Below are 21,421 nucleotides of genomic sequence, written 5' to 3' on the forward strand. Positions count from 1 at the left end.
TATATACAATATCGTCCGGCGCTCAAAATGGAAACACCAAAGTCACCAAAATGCAACATGTGAATCGGTGTGGATGCAGATGACCCCAATGTTGAAAAGCGTGATCTTGGGGGGAAGAGGGGCCGGGATGGCGAGTGGGTGGTGAGACATCAAGAGGTAAAACAGGGAGGTAAGCGACCAGCGCCAGGAAAAACATGAGCGGCTATTTACCCTTTTTGGCCATATTCATTCATGAGCCTATATTCATGACTATTTATGAATAAATCATAAACCCTTTGTTCATTTGACTACTTTTCGACTATCCCATTGCAGAGTAAGATGCCTCTTCAATAAAAATAAGAATTAGGAGTTCGGGTGTGAAGGCATTAGAGAAACAAAGGATATCGCCCTATATCAGCCAGTTATACGAGTGCGGTATTAATGATTCTGACATTAAGCTCGTCGTGGACCAATTTCGCGCCGACGTTTCCTGTAGTTCATCCCTGTTTTTATTGCGGGATGATGACAAGAGCGACGGAATAAAGCTTTTTTCCAGCGGTCTGACCGAGGCCCAGCAGCAGTTTTACCTGCAACATCATCGCCAGGATGTGTGGTTCAACCATTACCTGGATAAAGGGTGCAAGGGGATTGTCAGCGCCAACAGCATTTCAAGCTCGGTGGGCCTGCTGGCAAGTTTCGGCGCCCAATTCGCCGCCGGCGGCGTCTGCCAGGTGAAAGGGAGGGGGCTGAGCAGCCTGTGCAGTTACCGTGGTGCAACGCAAGATGATTTCAGCAGTCGCGACCTCACCTCGCTCTCGGAAATCTATTCCGGACTGGCGGCCTGGAGCCACCATTATTGGAACTTGCTGGCCCTGGAAACCCAGAACTATCAGTTGCAACAGCTGGTGAAAAACCATAATAAGCCCAGCGCCATCATAGACGACAAGGGGCATATTCATTATTCCAATGTGGCCTTCAACCGTATCGCCGATGAAAATGTGGAATTGCGGGCCATCAATGGCATTTTCTCTTTGCAGAATAAGGAGCAGCAACGCCAGCTCAAGGAGATCCTCAATGGCTTTGCCTATTTGCTGCCCGGCGCCAGCGCCTATATGTCCATTCCCCGTCAGCCTAACCTGCGTCCGCTGCTGGTCCAATGCACCCTGATGAGCGGACTCAGCCGCTTTGAACGCTATGTGGAAGTGGTGCTGCGTGACCCCGAGCACGCCTTCAACCCCGACATCGAAGCGCTGGCCAGCCTCTATCCGCTCACTATCGGCGAGAAGGAGCTGCTGGTGCTGATGAGCAAGGGTTACAGCAGCAACGACATCGCGGAGCTGCGCGGTGTCAAGGTGGAAACTGTGCGCTCCACCCTGAAAGGGGTGTTCAAGAAGACCGACTGCCACAGCCAGAACGAGCTCTTGCTCTTGCTGCAATCCATCTCCTGATCCATGCGGACTATGCTTGGAGTGAGCCGGACATAGTGCCCGGCTCTTGCCTCCCCTCGGGAGGCTCGTTGGGGGAAAGCGTCATGGAATCACTCAAAGCAAAGGACTACATGCAGACCAAGCCCATCACCTTCAGCGCAGAGATGATGGTACAGGCGGCGGTGGAAAAATTTCTCAACAGTCATCAGTTGGGCGGCCCCGTAGTGGACAGCCAGGGACATCTGATTGGCTGGGTCTCCGAGCAGGATTGCATCGCCGTCATGTTGAAAGAGGCCTACCACTGTGAACAGGTGGCCCAGGTCAGGGATGTGATGCGCAAGGAGGTGCTGGCAGTCGGCCCCGACACCAGCATCCTGGATCTGGCGGAGATGATGATGGGTCAAAAGCCCAAGATCTATCCTGTGGTGGAGGAGGGGCGCCTGCTCGGGGTCATCAACCGCCACAATGTGATGCAGGCCATCCACGCCCAGCTTGGCACCTGTTTCGTGCATCAGGCCAGAGTCTGAACGGTGTTGTCTGGTTGTTTTCAAAGAGCAGGCTCTGGCCTGCTCTTTTCATCCGTGACGGTCATGACGCCTCCGGCTTGATGTGCTGGCGCGGCGCTTTAAGGCTTGCACCGCCCAGCCTCGCTCTTTAGGATCTCCCCCAGCTATCGATATGGCCCTTGATGGGCACTCTTTTAAGGAATTCGTACCTTGTCTCTCTCTATCGAGGCGCTGCGCCGCCGTCTTACCGCCTGCATGAATCTCGACGCCCGCCGTCTTTCCAGTCGACTGCACGGGGTCAAGAAGCTGCCGGAAGCCAAGCAGGCTGCCGTGCTCGAGACCATCGCCGCTGACCTGGATGTGGCACAGGCGCGCTACCAGTCCCGTCTGGCGGGCGTGCCCAAGGTCACCTATCCGGACAATCTGCCAGTCAGCCAGAAGCAGGGGGAGATCGCCAAAGCCATTGAAGAGCATCAAGTGGTGATCATCGCCGGCGAAACCGGCTCGGGCAAAACCACCCAGATCCCCAAGATCTGTCTGGCGCTTGGGCGCGGTGTGAAGGGCTTTATCGGCCACACCCAGCCGCGCCGTCTGGCGGCCCGCACCGTGGCGGCCCGTATCGCCGAGGAGATGGAGTCCGAACTCGGCCACTACGTGGGTTACAAGGTGCGCTTTACCGATCAGGTGAGCGAGCAGACCCACATCAAGCTGATGACCGACGGTATCCTGCTGGCCGAGATCCAGAACGACCGGATGCTGACCCAGTACGACACCATCATCATCGATGAGGCCCACGAGCGCAGCCTCAACATCGACTTCATTCTGGGTTATCTCAAACAGCTGCTGCCAAAGCGCCCCGATCTCAAGGTGATCATCACCTCGGCCACTATCGACCCGCAACGTTTCTCCCGTCATTTCAACAAGGCGCCGGTGATCGAGGTCTCCGGTCGCACCTATCCGGTGGAGGTGCGCTACCGCCCGCTCGTCAGTGATAAAAGCGACGGGCTGGAGGAGCGCGACGAACTGCAGGGGATCTTCGATGCGGTGGAAGAGCTGGCACGCGAAGGGCTGGGTGACATCCTCATCTTCATGAACGGCGAGCGGGAGATCCGCGATACTGCCGATGCCTTGCGCAAGCTCAACCTGCGCGATACCGAGGTGCTGCCGCTCTACGCCCGCCTCTCCAACGCCGAGCAGAACAAGGTGTTTCAGCCCCACGCCGGTCGGCGTATCGTGCTGGCCACCAACGTGGCGGAGACCTCGCTGACGGTGCCGGGCATTCGTTACGTCATCGATCCGGGCACCGCCCGCATCAGTCGCTACTCCTGGCGCACCAAGGTGCAGCGCCTGCCCATCGAGCCGGTCTCCCAGGCCAGCGCCAACCAGCGTAAAGGGCGTTGCGGTCGGGTGGCGGATGGTATCTGTATCCGCCTCTACTCAGAGGAGGATTTCAATAGCCGTCCTGCCTTTACCGACCCCGAGATCCTGCGCACCAACCTGGCCTCGGTCATCCTGCAGATGCTGGCGCTCGGCCTTGGCAATATGGAGGCGTTCCCCTTCGTCGAGCCACCCGAGTCGCGCCATATCAAGGATGGCCTGACTCTCTTGAAAGAGCTGGAGGCGGTGCGCGAGCTGCCCGCCACCGGCGATCGCGAAGCCAAGTTGCAGCTGACCGAGACCGGTCGCCAGCTCTCGCGTATCCCCCTTGATCCTCGTTTGGCGAAGATGGTGATCAGCGCGGCGCAGACCGGCTGCCTGAGCGAGGTGATGGTGATCACCGCCGCCCTCAGCATTCAGGATCCCCGTGAGCGGCCCATGGAGAAGAAGCAGGCCGCCGACGAGCAGCACAGACGCTTTGAGGACAAGGATTCCGACTTCCTCGCCTTCGTCAATCTGTGGAATTACCTGAAAGAGCAGCAGGATGCCCTTGGCAGCAACCCGTTTCGCCGCATGTGCCAGAAGGAGTTTCTCTCCTACCTGCGGGTACGCGAGTGGCAGGACATCCATTTCCAGCTGCGTCAGACGGTCAAGGAGCTGGGTTTTAAAGCCAACCATGAATCTGCAGATTTCAAGACGGTGCACTGCGCGCTGCTGACCGGCCTCTTGAGCCATATCGGCAACAAGGATCTGGAAAAACCGGAGTTTCTCGGCGCCCGCAACGGCCGCTTCCACCTCTTCCCAGCCTCGGGTCTGTTCAAGAAGCCGCCCAAGTGGGTGATGGCCGCAGAATTGGTGGAAACCTCGCGCCTCTACGCCCGTATCAACGCCAAGATTGAACCCGAGTGGGTGGAGCCGCTGGCGGGTCACCTCATCAAGCTGCACCACAGCGACCCCCACTGGTCGAAGAAAAACGGCGCCGTGATGGCCAAGGAGAAGGTGACCCTCTATGGCCTGACCCTGGTCAATGAGCGCACCATCAACTTCAGCCGCATTGATCCGGCGCTGTGCCGCGAGCTGTTTATCCGCCGCGCGCTGGTGGAGGGAGATTTCGAGACCCGCCACCGTTTCTTCAGCGATAACCGCAAGCTCCTGGCCGAGGTGGAGGCGCTGGAGCACAAGTCCCGCCGGCGCGACATCCTGGTGGATGACGAGGATCTGTTCCGCTTCTACGATGCCCGTTTGCCGGAAGATGTGATTTCCGCCCGTCACTTCGACAAGTGGTGGAAAGAGGCGCAAAAGCAGGACGCCGAGCTGCTCAACTTCGAAAAAGAGATGTTGATGAAGGGAGATGCGGCCCGCATCAGCGATCTCGACTACCCCAACTTCTGGCAGCAGGGGCGCCTCAAGCTCAAGCTGACCTATCAGTTCGAGCCGGGGGAGGCCGCCGATGGCGTGACCCTGCATATTCCGCTGCCGCTCCTGAATCAGGTGGAGGTGAAGGGGTTCGAGTGGTTGATCCCGGGGCTGCGTCACGAGCTGTTGGTGGCCCTCATCAAGTCGATGCCAAAACCGATGCGCAAGAACTTCGTACCGGCCCCCAACTATGCCGATGCGCTGCTCGCCAGCATCAACCCCGAACAGGGGCCGCTCTTGGACGAGATGGAGCGCCAGCTGCGCCGGATGACCGGCGTGACCGTGCCCCGTGAATCCTGGGACTGGAATGCGGTACCCGATCACCTGAAACTCACATTCCGGGTGGTGGATGACAAGCACAAGAAGGTGGCGGAAGGCAAGGATCTGGAGGCATTGAAAGAGTCCCTGCGCGGCAAGGTGCAGGAGACCCTGTCGCAAGTGGCGGACGATGACATCGAGCAGTCTGGCCTCACCCTGTGGAGCTTTGGCGAGCTGCCCCAGGAGTACAGTCAGAAGCGGGGCGGGTTCGAGGTGAAGGCCTATCCAGCCCTGGTGGATCAGAAGGATTCGGTCGCCATCCAGCTGGTGGAGAGTCCGGTGGTACAGCAGCAGCTGATGTGGGCGGGCCAGCGCCGGCTGGTACTGCTCAACGTGCCGTCGCCCATCAAGTATCTGCAGGAGAAGCTGCCCAACAAGGCCAAGCTCGGGCTCTATTTCAACCCGTTTGGCAAGGTGGCCGAGCTTATTGACGACTGCATTGCCTGCGGCTGTGACAAGCTGATTGAGCAGCATGGCGGACTGGCCTGGGACGAGGCGGGTTTCGAGGCGCTCAAGGAGTATGTTCGCGCCGAGCTCAACGATGCGGTGGTGGAGGTGGCCAAGCAGGTGGAAGCCGTACTGACCCTCTCCCATGAGATCAAGAAGCGGCTCAAGGGCAAGATGCAGCTCGACACCGCCTTTGCCATGTCCGACATCCAGCAGCAGCTCGGCAACCTCATCCACAAGGGCTTTGTCACCGAGACCGGCTGGCAGCGGCTGCCTGACTTGCTGCGCTATCTGCGGGCCATCGAGCGTCGTCTCGAGAAGCTCGCCATCGATCCTAACCGGGATCGGGTCTACATGCTCAAGGTGCACAGCGTGGAGTCGGAGTACAAGGCACTGCTCGCCAAGATCCCCAAATCCCAGCTGATCCCGGCCGAGGTGGCCAATATCCGCTGGATGATCGAGGAGCTGCGAGTCTCCTTCTTCGCCCAGCAACTGGGGACGCCATACCCTATCTCGGATAAACGGGTGCAGAGCGCCATTGCCCAGTGCTAAGCTGCTATCTATCTGTTTTCTGAGCCATAGTGTGAAAGCAACAAGACGCCAAAGGGAAGGGAGGCCGTCATATGCTGGGGATCTGGTTGGGGGTGGCACTGGTCAACATCAGCGGGTATCAACCCATTGCGGAACAAACCTGGGTGCAGCTCAACCCGGAGTTCTATCCGGTGCAGCGCCCCGTGCCGCCCATTTTTGCGGCCTGGCGGGGCAATCAGTTTCCCCCTCTTGAACAGAGAAAGAAGAATGGCCGCTGGCAGATCCTCTTTCCTGCCCGGCTGGTGCCCCCCTTCGATCTGTTCGAAGGGGAGGCCCAGCTCTCCAAGGCTTACCTGGCCAGGCTAAAGCGCATCGATGAGATGGCCTATGGCATGGCGCCCCACCAATCAGTACAGCAAGCCGCCTCCTCGGCCCCCTCGTTCGAAGTCCAGGGCGCTGTCGCCTTTGTCGCCGAGTTCTCCCTGCCTCGGGAGAAGAAGGCGCGGATGCCTCTGGGGGAGCCCTTGCTCGCACGGCTGGGGGGCAGGGAGTCGCCATCCAGGCCTTGGCAAGACAGGGAGATGCACAGCCCATGGCCACCGCAGATTCTTCCCCTGAGCAGGCGACCCTGACTCTTTCCGCCACGGCGGCAGGGGAGGCATCGCGGGTTTGTCATCAGGTGGCGGCGGGAGAAACCCTGTGGCGCATTGCAAGCCAGCTTCAGTCAAAGGAGGCCGGCGGCTCGGATACTTACAGTTATCTGCTGGCGCTGGTGCAGGAAAATCGTGACAGGATGGCCAAAGGGATCCAGGTACAGGCCGGGCAGCGCCTCTATTGCCCGAAAGCGCAGACTCTGGCGCAATTCGATGCCCTGAGCCCGGCCCAGCGACAGCAGCAGTTTGCTCGTCTGGAGCAGGGGCGCTAGGGGATGGCGAGAGGCGTGGTGGAGTGCCTCTTGGCCAAAGAGGAGTGACGCGGGTTCTTTCCTTGTATCCCCTCCGGACCCGTGCTAGTATTCGCGCTCGTTTTGCGAGGTGCTGACCGGTCGCAGTCAACACCATACATTCATCTTAAAAGAGATAATCACTATGTCTTTCGTATTCCAAGCTGAAGTCCGTTCTGACCTGGGGAAAGGTGCGAGCCGCCGCCTGCGTCATGCTGACCTGGTTCCTGCCATCGTTTACGGTGCAGGCAAAGAAGCCGTGTCCGTTACCCTGGACCACAAGAAGCTGATCCTGGCCCAAGAGAAGCCGGAGTTCTACTCCTCCGAGCTGACCCTGGTCATCAACGGTGAAGAAGTCAAAGTGAACGTGAAAGCTATCCAGCGTCACCCGGTTCGCTACAAGCTGGTTCACCTGGATTTCGTTCGCGTCTAATCGACAACGAACTTTCCTGTGAAGAGGCCACCCAATCGGGTGGCCTCTTTGTTTTTACAGCATTTTTTCCGGGAAAATAAAATACTCAAACAGCACTATTGGTCTTTACTTGAAGGCATGATTGACAGCAGGACACGTGTTGTGGTGCTCTGATGTTCAAAAAGTACTCGGGCAAGTCCATTTTTCGGGGCGATGTTGACCGTTATGAAAGGAATCGTACGGACATATATCCTGCTGTTTTCACCTATTCTGCTGTTGGTCCTGGCAGGTGGCTATCTGCTGGGCAGTGCATTGATCGAGCGCGAGCTCTATCGCGTTCGCAGCGATGAGAGCACCTTCCTGGCGCTTGTCAGCGGCCGCCTTGACGGCGAGCTGGCGGTGCCGCTGCGCCATGTGCGCAGCATGTCGGAAGAACCCATCCTGCTCGAAGCGGCGGCTCGCAATGACCGTGACACCCTGGCCGTCCAGTTCACCATCCTGCTGAACCGCAATCCCGACTATGCCCAGGTGCGTTGGCTTGCCCCGGATGGCATGGAGCGGGTACGCATCGATCGCCAGGGCCAGCGTCTGTGGCGTGTGACGGACGACCAGTTGCAGAACAAGGGGGAGCGTTACTACTTTCGCGATGCTATGGCGCTGCCCTGGGAGCGGGTCTACGTCTCGCCGCTCGATCTCAACGTTGAACACGGGGTGATCGATCGCCCCTTCAACCCCATGATCCGCATTGCCAAGCGTCTGCGCCTTGGGGGACGTGATCTTGGTCTGCTGCTAATCAACGTTCAGGCTGCCCGTATGCTCAAGGAGTTTGCCGACAACCGCGGCAAGGCAGCCGATCACATTATGTTGTTCAACCAGGACGGATACTGGCTGCGCAGCCCGGACCCATCCCGGGAGTGGGGCTTCATGCTCGAGCGCCCGGATCTGACTCTGAAGCAGACTTCTCCCCAGGCCTGGCAGGCGTTCTGGGACGCATCAAACGGCCAGATGGAGTCTGCCGACGGACTCTGGAGCTGGACCACCCTGTACCCGGCACAGAATCATGATCAGCTGATCTGGAAAGCCGCGTCCCTGGTGCCGCACAGCGAGCTGCAGGCCATTCGCACTCATATCTGGGGGATCATCTTGGCCGCCAGCGCCGTGCTGCTGCTGTTGTTTGGTGCTGGTGTGGCTGCACTGGTGCGCAGCAGGCACAAGGAGCAACTGGCCCAGCAGGAAGCGGCCAGGTTGGCACAGGTCAAAGGTGATTTCATCGCCAACATGAGCCACGAGATCCGCACCCCCATGAACGCCATCATGGGGCTGACCTACCTGCTCGAACAGGGAGGGCTCGACGATGGTCAGCATGCCCTGGTGCGCAAAATCCACCAGGCCGGGCAGGCACTGCTCGGGATCATCAACGACATCCTTGATTTCTCCAAGATTGAGTCGGGTCGGCTCGAGCTTGAGCGGGTACCATTCAGTCTCGAAGAGGTGCTCGATCACGTGGCGGCCATCATGTCCACCTGCGTTGGCCAGAAGCACCTCGAACTGGTGGTGAGCAGTGCCCCCGAGCCGGTTTCCCATCTGATTGGGGACGCCCTGCGCCTCGAGCAGGTGTTGCTCAACCTGACCGGCAATGCCATCAAGTTTACCGAGCGCGGCGAGGTGGAGGTCAAGGTCGTGCTGGAAGCAGAGCAAGACGGCATGGCCACCTTGCTGTTTCGGGTGCGCGACACCGGGATCGGCATTCCCCCCGAGCAGCAGGCCAACATTTTCAATGCCTTCTCCCAGGCAGACTCCTCCACCAGTCGCCGCTTCGGGGGCACCGGGCTTGGTCTGACCATCAGTCGCCGCCTGGTGAACCTGATGGGGGGGGACATCGGCGTCACCAGCGAGCTTGGCAAGGGGAGCGAATTCTGGTTCCGCGTCCGGCTGGAGCAGGTAGAGCGGCCCGAGGCCTTGAACGAGCGTCTGCAGCACATCTCGCTGCTCATCGCCGACGACAATCAGGTGACCCGCGACGCCCTGTCGATGACGGTGGGTTCCCTCGGATGGCAGTCGAGGGTGGTGGAGTCCGGTGAGCAGGCGCTGCATCATCTGCTGCGCCAGGGGGAGCGTTTCGACGTGATCCTGCTCGACTGGATCATGCCGGGCATGGACGGGCTCGAGACCTGCCTGGCCATTCGCCGCGCCTTCGAGCAGCAGGAGCGTTCACCCATCATCATCATGGCGACCTCCTATTCCCAGGATGAACTGATGCACCGCCCCGGTTCGGATCAGGTGGATCTGGTACTGCACAAACCGGTCACCGGCTCCAGTCTTTACAATGCGGTGGCGCGTCTCATCCACGAGAAGCGCGAGCATGTGGATCCCCTTGAGAGTGGCCAGCGCCGTCTGCGCCTGCCGGGCGTGCACATACTGCTGGTGGATGACAGCGACATCAACCTTGAGGTGGCGACCCGCTTGCTGCAACGGGAGGGGGCCGAGGTGATCACCGCCATCGACGGGGAGCGAGCCCTGGCCTGCCTGGCAGATCCGGCCCGGCGCATCGATCTGGTGCTCATGGATGTGCAGATGCCGGTGATGGATGGCTACGAGGCGACCCGTCGCCTGCGCCTGCTGCCGGGGCGGGAGGAGACTCCCGTGCTGGCTCTCACCGCAGGGGTATTCAAGGATCAGCGGGAGGCGGCATTGGCCTCTGGCATGAACGACTTCATCGCCAAGCCGCTCGATGTGGAGCAGCTCATCGCGACCTTGCTGCGTTATCTGCCGGACGTTGTCCTGCCGCTCACCGTGAACGACGAACTACTCCCCCACGAGCCGGTGGCCGGCATCGATATCGATACCGGACTGCGCAACTGGGGTGAAGCCTCTATCTACCTCAAATACCTGCGGCGTTTTCGCGATGACTACATGACGGTCGGTACCGTGTTGCCGGGTTACATCGCCCAGCACGAGACCGATGCGGCCGCGAGTCTGCCCACAAGATCAAGGGGGTGGCGGGCAGCCTGTCGCTCACCGATGTGGCGCGTATCAGTGCCGAGTTGAACGAGGCCATCGAGCAGGGTGGCGACACCAGCCAGCTTATCGCGCCCTTCCTCGAGGCCCTGGAGCGGGCACAACACTCCATTGATACCTATGCCGGGCGCGAGCCGGGCGCGGTCAGCTCCCCGCTGGCCCAGGAGGGGGCGCGGGAGGTCTGCCTGCACGCCCTGCATCAGGCCCTGGTGAGCGAGGAGCTGGATCTGATTGAGCCGGCGCTGAGCCAGGCAAGGAGTCACTTGCCTTGCGAGCTGGTGAGCGAGATAAGTGCAGCCCTGGAGCTGTTCGATATCCCGTTCGCCACCCGCAAGCTGGAGGATTATCTGGAGGATCGGGAGGAACCTGCGCCATGAGTCGACCGCGCGTGCTGATCATCGACGACGAGCCGAGCAACCTCGGGTTGCTGCGGCAAATCCTCAAGGAGGAGTACAACCTCTTCTTTGCCAAAGGGGGAGAGGAGGGGTTGGCCGCCGTGGGGCGTCACGAGCCGGCACTTATCCTGCTGGACGTGCGCATGCCCGACATGGATGGTTACGAGGTGTGCCGTCGGCTCAAGGCCGATCCGGCTCATGCCGGGATCCCGGTGCTCTTTATCACCGCGAGCGACAACGCAGACAGCGAGAGCCAGGGGTTCGAGGCGGGCGGAGTGGATTATATCTACAAGCCGGTCTGTCCGAGCACGGTGCGTGCCCGGGGGCGCAATCATCTCTCCCTGGTGCGCCTCGATCAGCTCGAGTGCAGCTATCGCACTGCCATCGTCATGCTGAGCGAGGCGGGCCACTACAACGACACCGACACCGGGGTGCATATCTGGCGCATGGCCGCATACGCCCGGGCCCTGGCTGATGCGGCTGGCTGGAGCCCGGAGCAGTCGGATCTGCTGGAGCTGGCGGCCCCCATGCACGACATGGGCAAGATTGGTATCCCCGATCACATCCTCAAGAAGCCTGGCCCCCTCACCGAGGAGGAGTGGATCATCATGCGAAGTCACCCGCGTATCGGTTACGAGATCTTGAGGCGATCCGATGCCCCCATTTTCGCATGGCGGCGGAGATTGCCCTGCACCACCACGAGAAATGGGACGGCTCGGGCTATCCCGCCGGCGAGACCGGCGAGGGGATCCCCGAGGCGTCGCGGATCGTGGCCATCGCCGACGTCTTTGACGCCCTGAGCGTGCGTCGTCCCTACAAGGAGCCCTGGCCCCTGGACCGGGTGCTGGCTACCATGCGCGATGGCTCCGGCCAGCACTTCGATCCCCGGCTGCTCTCCCGTTTTCTCGAGATCATGCCGGAGATCTTGCGCCTCAAGGCGCAATGGGATGCCCGCGAGGAGCGGGGGGATTACCAGATGGGCTGGGTCAGATAGGGATTGCTGGCCCGTTCGTGACCAAAGGTGGAGCTCGGGCCATGGCCCGGAATAAAGACGATCTCATCCCCGAGCGGCAGCAGGGTCTCGGTAATCGACCTGATCAGCGTCCCGTGATCCCCGCGCGGGAAATCGGTGCGGCCTATGCTGCCGGCAAAGAGCACATCCCCCACCCAGGCGAGGCGTTCTGCCTGGCAGAGCAGTACGATGTGGCCCGGAGTGTGGCCCGGGCAGAAATAGACCTCCAGCACGCATTTGCCAACCTGTACCTTGTCACCCTGTTCGAGCCAGCTATCCGGTGTAAAGGCCGGAGTATGGGCAAAGCCGAACATCTGGCTCTGCTGGGGCAGCATGTCGAGCCAGAAAGCATCCTCCTTGTGGGGGCCGGTAATGGCGATACCGGTTCTCTCGCGCAGCTCGGCGGCAGCGCCCACGTGATCCAGATGGCCGTGGGTCAGCAGGATATGGGTGAGGGTCAGCCCCAGTTTGGCAATGGCGGCCAGCAGCTTGTCCGCCTCGCCGCCGGGATCGACGAGGGCAGCCTGGCGGGTCTCGTCACACCAGATAAGCGAACAATTCTGGGCGAACTGGGTGACCGGGATCACCTCGAACTTCAACATGTGGGACTCTCCTGAGGGGTCTGAAGGGGGGAACGTTCGGCGAAGAAGGCGAGGCAGGCCTCCTTGTCACCACGAAACAGGATCCGCTCGCGCTTGTTGTCCAGCTGATAGCGGTACATGGGGTCATAGTAGCGAGTCAGCAGCAGCCTGATCCAGACCAGATGGGCGCGGGTGTCCCCGCTCTGGGCCTGTTCCCTGAGGGCGGCCTGCAACAGCCCATCGAGTTCGCGATAATCCTTGTCACCGAGTCGGCGCTTGAGCCTGGCCATGGCGTCGGTGAGGTAGCCGGCAAACAGCGGCCAGCCTGCATCTGGCCCATGGAACTCCAGATAGCGCAGCCAGAGATCCTGCACGTAATCGGTGCGGATCTGCTCGGCCCGTGCCTCCTGCGGCACCTCCACCACCACTAGAGGAGCCCGGCACATGGCCTCATAAAGGTTGAGTGGCAGGGCGCAGCGACCGATGAGACGGCTCTCGTCTTCCAGCACAAACTGTGATTCCCCCCGGTTGCGACGCTGAAGCAGCTCGATGGCAAGCCGATTTTCGAAGTCGATGTTGCCGGGTTGCCCACCCGGCAGTTGGCCAAACGACGACCCCCTGTGACGGGCGTGCCCTTCCAGATCCACCGCCTGGGTGATGTGCGCCAGCATGTGGGTCTTGCCGGAGCCGGTCATGCCGGTCAGCACGATCCAGTCGCACTCTGCACTGGCCTTCGCCTGGGTGTCGATGAGAAAGTGGCGCAGCGCCTTGTAGCCGCCCGCGACCCGGGGGCGGGTGATGCCGGCCTCGGCCAGCCACTGCTGCACTGTCTGGGAGCGCAGGCCGCCGCGAAAACAGTAGAGCAGGGCGTCGGGTTGCTGGCGCAACCTGGCCAGCCAGCCTTCCATGCGCGCGGCGCGCACCGCGCCACCTACCAGTTGATGGCCCAGGGTGATGGCTGCGGCCTGTCCCTCCTGCTTGTAACAGGTACCGACCCGGGCACGTTCCTCGTCAGTCATCAGCGGCAGGCTGACGGCGGTGGGAAAGGCCCCTTCCTTGAACTCGACGGGGGCACGCAGATCGATGAGTGGAACCTCATCCAAAAAGATCCGGGCGTAATCCGTGGCCAGTGGCAGGGCACTCATTGGACAACCTCGATGAACTGGTTGCCGGTGCGGGCCTGCAACTGGCCGATGGGAGAGAGGGTCAGCCCTGCCTGTGCGGCAATGGCAAGGAGCTCGGCTTCACTTTCTTTACCGACGGCTACCAGCAGGCCGCCGCTGGTCTGCGGGTCGCACAGGATGTTGCGGGTGCGATCATCCATGGCGCCCAGCTTATCACCATAGGAGTCGAAGTTGCGCAGGGTACCGCCCGGTACGCAGCCCTCACTCAGGTAGTAATCCACCTCGTCCAGCAGCGGCAGCGCCTTGAAGTCCAGACGGGCACTGACGCCGGAACCTTCGCACATCTCCAGCAGGTGGCCTGCCAGTCCAAAACCGGTCACGTCGGTCATGGCGTGCACGCCGGGGAGGGCGGCGAAGCGCTGGCCAATCTTGTTGAGGGTGCACATGGCATCCGGGGCCAGTTGCTCATGCTCGGGCTTGAGCTTGCCCTTCTTCTGAGCTGTGGTGAGGATGCCGATGCCAAGCGGCTTGGTCAGATAGAGGGTGTCGCCCACCTGGGCGGTGTCATTCTGCTTGATGGCGTCGAGTGGCACGATACCGGTCACCGCAAGACCGAAGATGGGCTCGGGGGCGTCGATGCTGTGGCCACCGGCGAGCGAGATACCCGCCTCGTGGCACACCTGGCGGCCGCCGTCGATCACCTGCTGGGCCACTTCCGGCGCCAGCGTGTTGATGGGCCAGCCGAGGATGGCGATGGCGACGATGGGCTTGCCGCCCATGGCGTAGATGTCGCTGATGGCGTTGGTGGCGGCGATGCGACCGAAGGTGAAGGGGTCATCGACGATGGGCATGAAGAAGTCGGTGGTGGTGACGATGCCCTGGCCGTTGCCGATGTCGACCACGGCGGCGTCATCCTTGCTGCTGTTGCCGACCACCAGGGTGGGGTCGTCAAAGCCCGGGATCTGGCTCTTCAAGATGGTGTCGAGCACCTTGGGGGAGATTTTGCAACCGCAGCCAGCGCCGTGGCTGTATTGGGTCAGACGAATGGAAGACATGCTTTCCCCTTGTGTGGGCAGACTTGCGTGTGCCAATAACTGCTGTGGCACCGTCAAATGTGCGCGCAAAAATAGGGTGGCCCTGGCGGCCTGTGAACACAGTGATGTCAGGCTGCCTGGCAGGACAGGAGGAGGGCAAGGATGCGCCGGCGAAGCCCCGCCAAGGACCACAGGACGGGCCATTATGCCACAAATGGCCGCTCTGGTTCGAACGGGAATTCACACAAAGCGCAGGGGATTGTCGGGTTCAAAAAGAGCCGTACTCTTCGCCTTGCTCAGGCTAGTCCCACTTTGAGCCGCCCCGACGGCGTGCCGGTCTTGCATCGGGGCAGCATGTGGCGACGGAAACTAGCCAGCTTGCTCCATCACTGGTTGGGGAGCCTTGCCTAGCCGGCGCAGTCGCCGTTGCAGCGGCCGCTCCAGCAGGGTGTAGCTCAGTGCCGAGAGCCCGATCAGCACGGCGAGCATCAACAGGGTGGCCAGCACCCCCAGCAAGGGGTTGGTCTGGGCGTACCACCACGCGGTGAGTCCCGGCGCCAGAGAGTGGACAAGCTCGCAGCCGGTGAGCAACACCAAGGCGTGGAGCAGGTAGATGGAGTAGGAGAGATCCCCCAGCCAGTTGGTGAAGCGGTTGTCCAGGAGGCGCAGCAGCGGGCTCTGGCGATCACCCTGGGCAGCGGCAATCCAGATCAGCAAGACGTAGGCGCTGATCAGCAGCAGGGTCAGCTGCGGCGTCATGGTGAACTGCATCAGTGCGAAGGGGAGCAGAAAGGCGAGCAGCAGCGGCAGATCTTGCTGCATCATGGACCACTGGCGGGCAGCCTTCACCTTGGGCAGCAGCCAGAAGCCGAGCACGAATTCACTCACCCCGCGCCCGATGGCCAGCGCTCCGCTGGTGACATCCAGGGTACCCCGGCTGTGCACGATAAAGGCCAGTACCGTCAGGGCCAGCAAGGGGGCGAGGTTGCTCCAGCGGCTGCGGGTGACGGCGAGCGGAATGAGCAGCGGAAACAGCAGATAGCTAATCCACTCCACGCTGAGCGACCAGGCGGCGAAGTTCCAGGTCAATCCGTGATCGGTCACCACCTGCAGCAGCAACAGGCTGCTTGGCAGCGCCTCGGCGGGGGTGAAGGGGGAACCAAAAGGAGGCATCCCCTCCCACTCCCACATCTTGAACAGGGGGCCGGCGTAGAAGCCAATCCCGTGGTGGGCCTTGTAGAGCTCCCAGCCAACCAGCAGCAGCAGGGTCACCAGGTAGAGGGGATACACCCGGGTGAGCCGCAGCCAGAGGAAGCGGCCATAACCAATGGTGCGGGGCGTGCGGGCGAAGGCCTCCCCGTAGACGTGGGCCAGCACCAGCCCGCTCAAAATAAAGAACAGATCGACCCAGAGGTAGCCGTTCTCGATGAGTTGGGTGTGGCCGGCGATCGACTCCATCCACTGGGGAAAGAGCAGCAAGCGGGCATGGAACAGCACCACCATCAGGGCAGCGATGCCCCGCAGCGGCGTCAACAGCGGCAATGATTGATTCATGACGGGATCCTTGATGATGTTCAGCTTGGCCTGACATCAATTTTTGTTGTGGTGCCGCTCATCAACCCTGATGAGTCGGCTGCCCCGGCTTGGCGGCCACAGGCGGGATCACCCTACCTAAAAGAGAGTCATACGAGTGTGATTGCCGTCATGAATGGGCGTTTATCATCCCAGGACCAGCATGGGATAGGGACGCATCGAAAATAGAGAGGGGATCTAGACTAGGGAAGTCATCCCTCTGAGCGTCAGGAACATCCCCATGAAACTCTATGCCCACCCCTTTTCGTCCTACAGCCAGAAAGTGCTGATCGCCCTTTACGAGAATGCCACCCCGTTCGAGTATCGGAATCTCGAAGAGCCGGCGGCGAACGCCGAACTTGCCGCCCTCTGGCCACTCAAGCGCTTCCCAGTGTTGCTGGATGATGGTCGCTGCATCCTCGAGAGCAGCACCATCGTCGCCCATCTGCAGGCGCACCATCCGGGTTCCATCAGCCTGATCCCGCCCGGCGATGCGGGTCTGGAGGTGCATATGCTGGATCGCATCTTCGACAACTATGTGATGACACCGATGCAAAAAGTGGTGCTGGATGCGCTGCGCCCGGTCGCGGATCGCGACCGCTATGGCGCAGTGGAGGCCCGCGAGATGCTCAATCAGATCTACCCCTGGCTTGATCAGCGACTGGAAGGACGCCACTGGATTGCCGGCGCAGACTTCACGCTGGCCGATTGCGCCGCCGCCCCCTCGCTCTTCTACGCCGACTGGGCCCACGAGATCCCGGCTGGCTATGGCCGTCTGCGTGCCTATCGCGCCCGTCTGCTCAATCATCCCTCCATCGTGCGGGTGGTGGAGGAGGCGAGGCCATTTCGACACTACTTCCCGCTGGGCGCGCCAGCGCGTGATTGAGCGGGATGACTTGTGGTGGGCGAGTATTGTCGCCCCAGGCAATGTGCGAGGCGGACAGGGGCATGGCGTGATCCATTGCAGGGGAAAACAGCAATATTCATTCAAATGAGTGGGTATGCGTTTATGGCTGATATTTCACCGAGAATTTTTGAATGTTGATGCGTAATATTTCATGCTTTTGCATAAAGCAAATGCCGGGCATGTCTCTGCTGGTGGGTTGTGTATGCCATGCCTGAGGTGAAAGAGAGATGAGAATCGGGTTAACGATGCGGCAACCTTTGATTGAAGATGGCAGTCGTCAGTCGAAGAGGAGGGATGGGGGCAGCAATCGCTGTTGGTGGCAAAGTCGGGGGGAGGTTGTCTCTTTGGCGGCCGCATAAAAAAAGCCCGCTTTGATCGCGGGCTTTTTGATGACTAGCAGAACCCAGCCTGGCCCGGATCTGGCACCGGGAACAAGGGGGCTGCGCTGGTCTGCTCGGCTTAGCGGGCGCGCACCACCAGTCCCTTGAGGTAGAAGCCTTCCGGATAGGCGGTGCCGATGGGGTGATCGGATGCCTGGGAGAGGAGCTCCAGGATCTGGGCATCACGGCCGGCATCGAGGGCCGCATCGGCCACTATCTTCTGGAACAGGCTCTGCTCCATCAGGCCGGAGCAGGAGTAGGTCAAGAGCACGCCACCCGGCGCCAGCAGTTGGAACGCCAGCATGTTGATGTCCTTGTAGCCGCGGCAGGCGCCCAGCAGCTGGGCCTTGCTCTCGGCAAACTTGGGCGGGTCCAGCACGATGACATCGAACTTCTCGCCCTTCTCGCGATATTCGCGCAAGAGCTTGAAGACGTCGTGACGCACGAACTGGGCGTTGCTGGTATCGAGACCGTTCAGTTCGGCGTTCTGGCGGGCGATGTCCAGCGCATTCTGGGAGAGATCGACGTTGACTACCTCCTTGGCACCGCCCTGGAGGGCATAGACCCCGAAACCGCCGGTGTAGCAGAAGCAGTTGAGCACCCGCTTGCCTTCAGTGTATTTCGCTGCGGCAAGGCGGTTATCCCGCTGATCCAGATAGAAACCCGTCTTGTGACCGTTGCGAATATCGACCAGGATCTTGACGCCGCCATTCTCCTCGATGACCACGGGGTCGGTCGGGGTCTCGCCATGGATGACGCCGGTGCGCTCCTTCAGCCCTTCCTTCTTGCGCACGGCCACGTCGGAGCGCTCATAGATGCTGCACTCGGGGTAGAGGGTACGCAGGGCTTGCGTGATCAGCTCGCGCTGGTACTCGGCACCGGCGGAGAGGATCTGGCACACCAGGAAGTCGGCGTAGCGGTCGATGGTGAGGCCCGGCAGACCGTCGGATTCGGCGGCGCAGAGGCGATAGCCGGTGAGGCCCTGACGCTTGATGAGCCCGTCACGGGACTCCTGCGCATATTTGAGGCGACGGATGAAGAAGTCGAGATCGACGCTCTCATCCTTGTCGAAGGTCCAGACCCGGGCACGGATCTGGGAGCTGCCGGACCAGGCGCCACGGGCGAGCCATTTGCCGTCATGGGTGAAGATCTCGACGGTATCGCCGTCAACGGGGTTGCCCTGCACCCGCTCAATGCCCTTGGAGAAGATCCAGGGGTGGCGACGCAGCAGGGATTTTTCGCGGCCTTTGACGAGATAGATGGAAGCGCTCATGGGTAGTTGCCGATGGTAGAAAAGAAGGGGGCATATAGTAGGGGCTGTGAGGGTAGGCACGCAAGCCGCGTCTACCGGGATCCGTGCATCCACACGCGGTCAGGGTCGAACGGGCTGTTTCGCGCGTCCCAAGCAACTGGCCCAGACATGGCAGGCCATCTGGACGATGGCCTGCCGGAGGGGTCAGATCCGCAGGCCGGTGAGCGCCTGACCGAGTTCGCTGGCGGTTCCCTTGAGGCCGGTGGTGCCGGCGACCGCCGCGCTGGCGGACTCCTCCACCCGGCTCGCCTCGTGGCGCACCTTGTCGAGGTTGCGGGTGATCTCTTCTGCCACCGAACTCTGCTCTTCGCTGGAGGTGGCGATCTGGGTGCTCATCTCCAGGACCGCATCGCTGTGGTTGCTGAGCCGCTCGATGTCCATGCCCACCTCGGTGATGAGCTGCTGGCTGTCGGCCGCGCGCCCCACCGTCTTCTCCATGATGTCGTTCAGCGCCCCGGTCCCGGCCTGGAGCTCCTCGATCATCTGCTGGATCTCCACCGTGGCCTGCTGGGTGCGGCTGGCGAGGGTGCGCACCTCGTCGGCCACCACCGCAAAGCCGCGTCCCTGTTCACCAGCCCGGGCGGCCTCGATGGCGGCGTTGAGGGCCAGCAGGTTGGTTTGCTGGGAGATGGCGTTGATGACGTTGACCACTTCGTTGATGCGATTGGCGTTGTGAGTCAGCCGCTCGACCGCGCCCGAGGCATTGCCAATCTCGTCTGCCAGGGTGCGGATGGCGGTGATGGTACGTGCCACCCGTTGTGCCCCGTGAGTCGCCTCGTCGCTGGACTGGCGGGTTTGCAGCAGGGTGTCGTTGGCGTTGCGGGCTACTTCCCGGATGGCGGCGGACATCTGCTCCATGGCGGCGGCCAGGGAGTCCATGTGCTGGCGCTGGGCACGGGCAAGCTGCTCGCCGTCGCTGGCATGCTCGCGAAATTCGTCGGCGGCCAGGGTAAGGGCATCGGCGGACTCTTCCACCAGTTGCACTATCTTGTGCTGGCGGTCGGTGAAGGTGTCGATGCTGCCCGCCAGAATGGAGAACTCATCCCGCACCGGGAAGAAATTGAGCCGGAAGGTGAGATCGCCGTTCGCCACCGTCTGCAATGCCTTGTTGGTGGAGTAGAGCGCCCCCGAGACAAAGGTCATCAGATAGTGGGTGATGAGGGCCAGCAGGGCGGCCAGCACCGCGATGATGGTGAGCGTGGTGCCCTGACCATCCCAGAGGGCGTAGTGACTCGTATCCAGGGTGCCGGAGACGACGCCCGCCTGACCTGCGCTGGCGCCATAGCGATAGATGTCTCCCTGCTGGCTAAGGCCGGTGGCGGCGCCAGGCGTGAGTACGAGATCCGCGGGCAGGGTAAGGGTCGGCTGCTGGCTCACCAGCTGGGCCGTGGTCTCGACCCGCCCTTTTAGCTGATCCACTCTGAGCTGCATCGCCTGATCATGGCCGTCGGCCAGCAGATACCAGGTGAGGAAGGCGATGAACACCAGGGGGCACCAGAAGGTGATGAGAAATTTCTCGCTGATCGTGAGGTGAATGAGATAACGGTCAACCCACCGAAACTTTACTTCTTTCATAATGGTATTGCGTCCTGCAAGGGGAAGAGAGTGTCGCGCTCATTATCGCCCCGGGGAAAAATTACTTAAGGGAAAGGTGTGATAAATGGGAGAGCAATCGTTTGTCGTGCGGGTGTGGGGTCAGGTTCAGGGGGTGGGGTTTCGCTACTTCACCCGGGAGCGGGCGCTGCAACTGGGGCTGCGGGGGCATGCCTACAACCTGGAAGATGGCTCGGTGGAGATCCTGATTGCCGGTCCCGAACAGAAGGTACAGATGATGCTGGGCTGGCTTGAGCACGGGCCCCGAACCGCCACCGTCACCCGAATGGAGTGCACCCAGGCGTTGCCACCCACCGGAACCGGTTTTCATACCAACTAGCCGGGAGGGGTCATGGGGGAGAGCGGGATTGCGCAGGCCAACCGGCTCGTTGGGCAATATCGGGGGGCGACCCTGGCACTGCGCCAGAACAAGGGGATGGAAGAGGTGCATGCCTACCGGATAGCGGCCCGCCGCCTGCTGGCGCTGCTCGCCCTGTGGCGACCCCTCATTCATGAGCCCGAGCTGGAGCGGCGATTGACCCGTGCCGTCGGCACGCTCTCCGCCCTGCGCGATGCCCAGGTCTATGCGCAGCATCATGGTGGTTCGCTTCGGCAGAACCGCTTGCCACGGGTCCCCCTGTTGACCGGCCCGCTGGCCCGTTGGCTGGCCCGACTGGAAGAGGTACCCGTCGATGTCGATCTCTTGCCGCTGTTTCGGCTGCATCTGGCGCTGTCACTGTCGGATGCACTGGCGAAGACCACCTCCCTTCCTATGGGCACCAAGGCGAAACTTCGGTGCTGGCACCGGCTGCGTCTGGTGCTGAAACAGGCGCGCTACGGGATGGAGCTGCTGACGGCACAGGGGGGAGGGGATCCGGCCTGGTTGTCCATGCTGGTGAGCTGGCAGGAGCGGCTTGGGCAATTGCAGGACAGGCGCCAATGGCTCAGACGCCTTGGGGGCGAAACGGGGCGAGGCCAGCAACGGCGAGCCCTGAAAACAGAGATCCGCTGCCAACTACTGCAACTGGATTGCCATCAGGCGGAGCTGGTCGCCCTTCGCATGGCATTGCTGCAGAGCGGGTAGTAAGCACCCCACAAGGTAAAAAAAGAGAGGCCATTGGCCTCTCTTTTCATTGG

At 61.3% G+C, this 21,421-nt stretch carries 15 protein-coding genes and 3 pseudogenes; 12 read left to right on the forward strand and 6 right to left on the reverse strand.

Annotated features, from left to right (window positions below):
* Positions 1–356: 356 nt before the first annotated feature.
* The 9 genes and pseudogenes from C2U47_RS21060 to C2U47_RS23675 all read left to right on the forward strand — a co-directional run bounded on the left by C2U47_RS21060 (position 357) and on the right by C2U47_RS23675 (position 11,763).
* Positions 357–1,427: a helix-turn-helix transcriptional regulator gene (locus C2U47_RS21060; RefSeq protein WP_029314522.1), complete on the forward strand. Its 1,071-nt coding sequence runs from the start codon at positions 357–359 to the stop codon at positions 1,425–1,427.
* Between the two features lie 83 nt (positions 1,428–1,510).
* Entirely contained in the window at positions 1,511–1,933 is a 423-nt protein-coding gene (locus C2U47_RS21065; protein ID WP_010674714.1) for a CBS domain-containing protein, read from the forward strand.
* A 189-nt stretch (positions 1,934–2,122) separates the two neighbouring features.
* Positions 2,123–6,022 (forward strand): ATP-dependent RNA helicase HrpA, encoded by a 3,900-nt coding sequence (hrpA, locus tag C2U47_RS21070; RefSeq protein WP_029314524.1) that lies wholly within the window; start codon positions 2,123–2,125, stop codon positions 6,020–6,022.
* A gap of 71 nt (positions 6,023–6,093) precedes the next feature.
* Positions 6,094–6,926, forward strand: a pseudogene (locus C2U47_RS21075) (hypothetical protein).
* A 163-nt stretch (positions 6,927–7,089) separates the two neighbouring features.
* Positions 7,090–7,377, forward strand: a complete 288-nt coding sequence (rplY, locus tag C2U47_RS21080) for a 50S ribosomal protein L25 (RefSeq protein ID WP_010674717.1) — start codon at positions 7,090–7,092, stop codon at positions 7,375–7,377.
* 204 nt (positions 7,378–7,581) lie between these two features.
* Complete coding sequence (locus C2U47_RS21085) at positions 7,582–10,404, forward strand: hybrid sensor histidine kinase/response regulator (RefSeq protein WP_010674718.1); 2,823 nt, start codon at positions 7,582–7,584, stop codon at positions 10,402–10,404.
* Positions 10,353–10,751, forward strand: coding sequence for a hypothetical protein (locus C2U47_RS23815; protein ID WP_010674719.1), 399 nt, complete (start codon positions 10,353–10,355; stop codon positions 10,749–10,751). Before C2U47_RS21085 ends, C2U47_RS23815 begins: the two co-directional genes overlap by 52 nt.
* Positions 10,748–11,029 (forward strand): annotated as a pseudogene (locus tag C2U47_RS23670) (response regulator); the annotation flags it as partial. The gene C2U47_RS23815 and the pseudogene C2U47_RS23670, both read left to right, overlap by 4 nt.
* Positions 11,030–11,215: 186 nt before the next feature.
* Positions 11,216–11,763, forward strand: a pseudogene (locus tag C2U47_RS23675) (HD-GYP domain-containing protein).
* Here C2U47_RS23675 and C2U47_RS21095 read toward each other — a convergent pair.
* The 4 genes from C2U47_RS21095 to C2U47_RS21110 form a co-directional block, all read right to left on the reverse strand.
* Positions 11,739–12,383, reverse strand: coding sequence for an MBL fold metallo-hydrolase (locus C2U47_RS21095; RefSeq protein WP_010674720.1), 645 nt, complete (start codon positions 12,381–12,383; stop codon positions 11,739–11,741). The pseudogene C2U47_RS23675 and the gene C2U47_RS21095 overlap by 25 nt on opposite strands.
* Positions 12,377–13,507, reverse strand: coding sequence for a tRNA 2-selenouridine(34) synthase MnmH (mnmH, locus tag C2U47_RS21100; RefSeq protein WP_010674721.1), 1,131 nt, complete (start codon positions 13,505–13,507; stop codon positions 12,377–12,379). Before mnmH ends, C2U47_RS21095 begins: the two co-directional genes overlap by 7 nt.
* The gene (selD, locus tag C2U47_RS21105) at positions 13,504–14,541 is read right to left on the reverse strand and encodes a selenide, water dikinase SelD (RefSeq protein ID WP_010674722.1); all 1,038 of its coding nucleotides are present in this window, start codon (positions 14,539–14,541) and stop codon (positions 13,504–13,506) included. Before selD ends, mnmH begins: the two co-directional genes overlap by 4 nt.
* Positions 14,542–14,889: 348 nt before the next feature.
* Positions 14,890–16,074: an acyltransferase family protein gene (locus C2U47_RS21110; protein ID WP_103261884.1), complete on the reverse strand. Its 1,185-nt coding sequence runs from the start codon at positions 16,072–16,074 to the stop codon at positions 14,890–14,892.
* 259 nt (positions 16,075–16,333) lie between these two features.
* Here C2U47_RS21110 and C2U47_RS21115 point away from each other — a divergent pair, with 259 nt between their 5' ends.
* Positions 16,334–16,978 carry a glutathione S-transferase family protein gene (locus tag C2U47_RS21115; RefSeq protein ID WP_010674724.1) on the forward strand — a complete coding sequence of 215 codons (645 nt, stop codon included), beginning with the start codon at positions 16,334–16,336 and terminating at the stop codon, positions 16,976–16,978.
* A 480-nt stretch (positions 16,979–17,458) separates the two neighbouring features.
* On the opposite strand, the gene C2U47_RS21120 is transcribed toward C2U47_RS21115, so the two are convergent.
* Both C2U47_RS21120 and C2U47_RS21125 read right to left on the reverse strand, forming a co-directional pair.
* Positions 17,459–18,652 (reverse strand): class I SAM-dependent methyltransferase, encoded by a 1,194-nt coding sequence (locus C2U47_RS21120; protein WP_010674725.1) that lies wholly within the window; start codon positions 18,650–18,652, stop codon positions 17,459–17,461.
* A gap of 183 nt (positions 18,653–18,835) precedes the next feature.
* The gene (locus tag C2U47_RS21125; protein WP_010674726.1) at positions 18,836–20,266 is read right to left on the reverse strand and encodes a methyl-accepting chemotaxis protein; all 1,431 of its coding nucleotides are present in this window, start codon (positions 20,264–20,266) and stop codon (positions 18,836–18,838) included.
* Positions 20,267–20,351: 85 nt separating this feature from the next.
* On the opposite strand from C2U47_RS21125, the gene C2U47_RS21130 reads away from it, so the two are divergent.
* Both C2U47_RS21130 and C2U47_RS21135 read left to right on the forward strand, forming a co-directional pair.
* Positions 20,352–20,624 (forward strand): acylphosphatase, encoded by a 273-nt coding sequence (locus C2U47_RS21130; RefSeq protein ID WP_010674727.1) that lies wholly within the window; start codon positions 20,352–20,354, stop codon positions 20,622–20,624.
* A 12-nt stretch (positions 20,625–20,636) separates the two neighbouring features.
* Positions 20,637–21,368 (forward strand): CHAD domain-containing protein, encoded by a 732-nt coding sequence (locus C2U47_RS21135; RefSeq protein ID WP_010674728.1) that lies wholly within the window; start codon positions 20,637–20,639, stop codon positions 21,366–21,368.
* Positions 21,369–21,421 lie beyond the last annotated feature (53 nt).

The sequence above is a fragment of the Aeromonas sp. ASNIH7 genome (genome assembly GCF_002903485.1).
Classification (GTDB): Bacteria; Pseudomonadota; Gammaproteobacteria; order Enterobacterales; family Aeromonadaceae; genus Aeromonas; species Aeromonas caviae.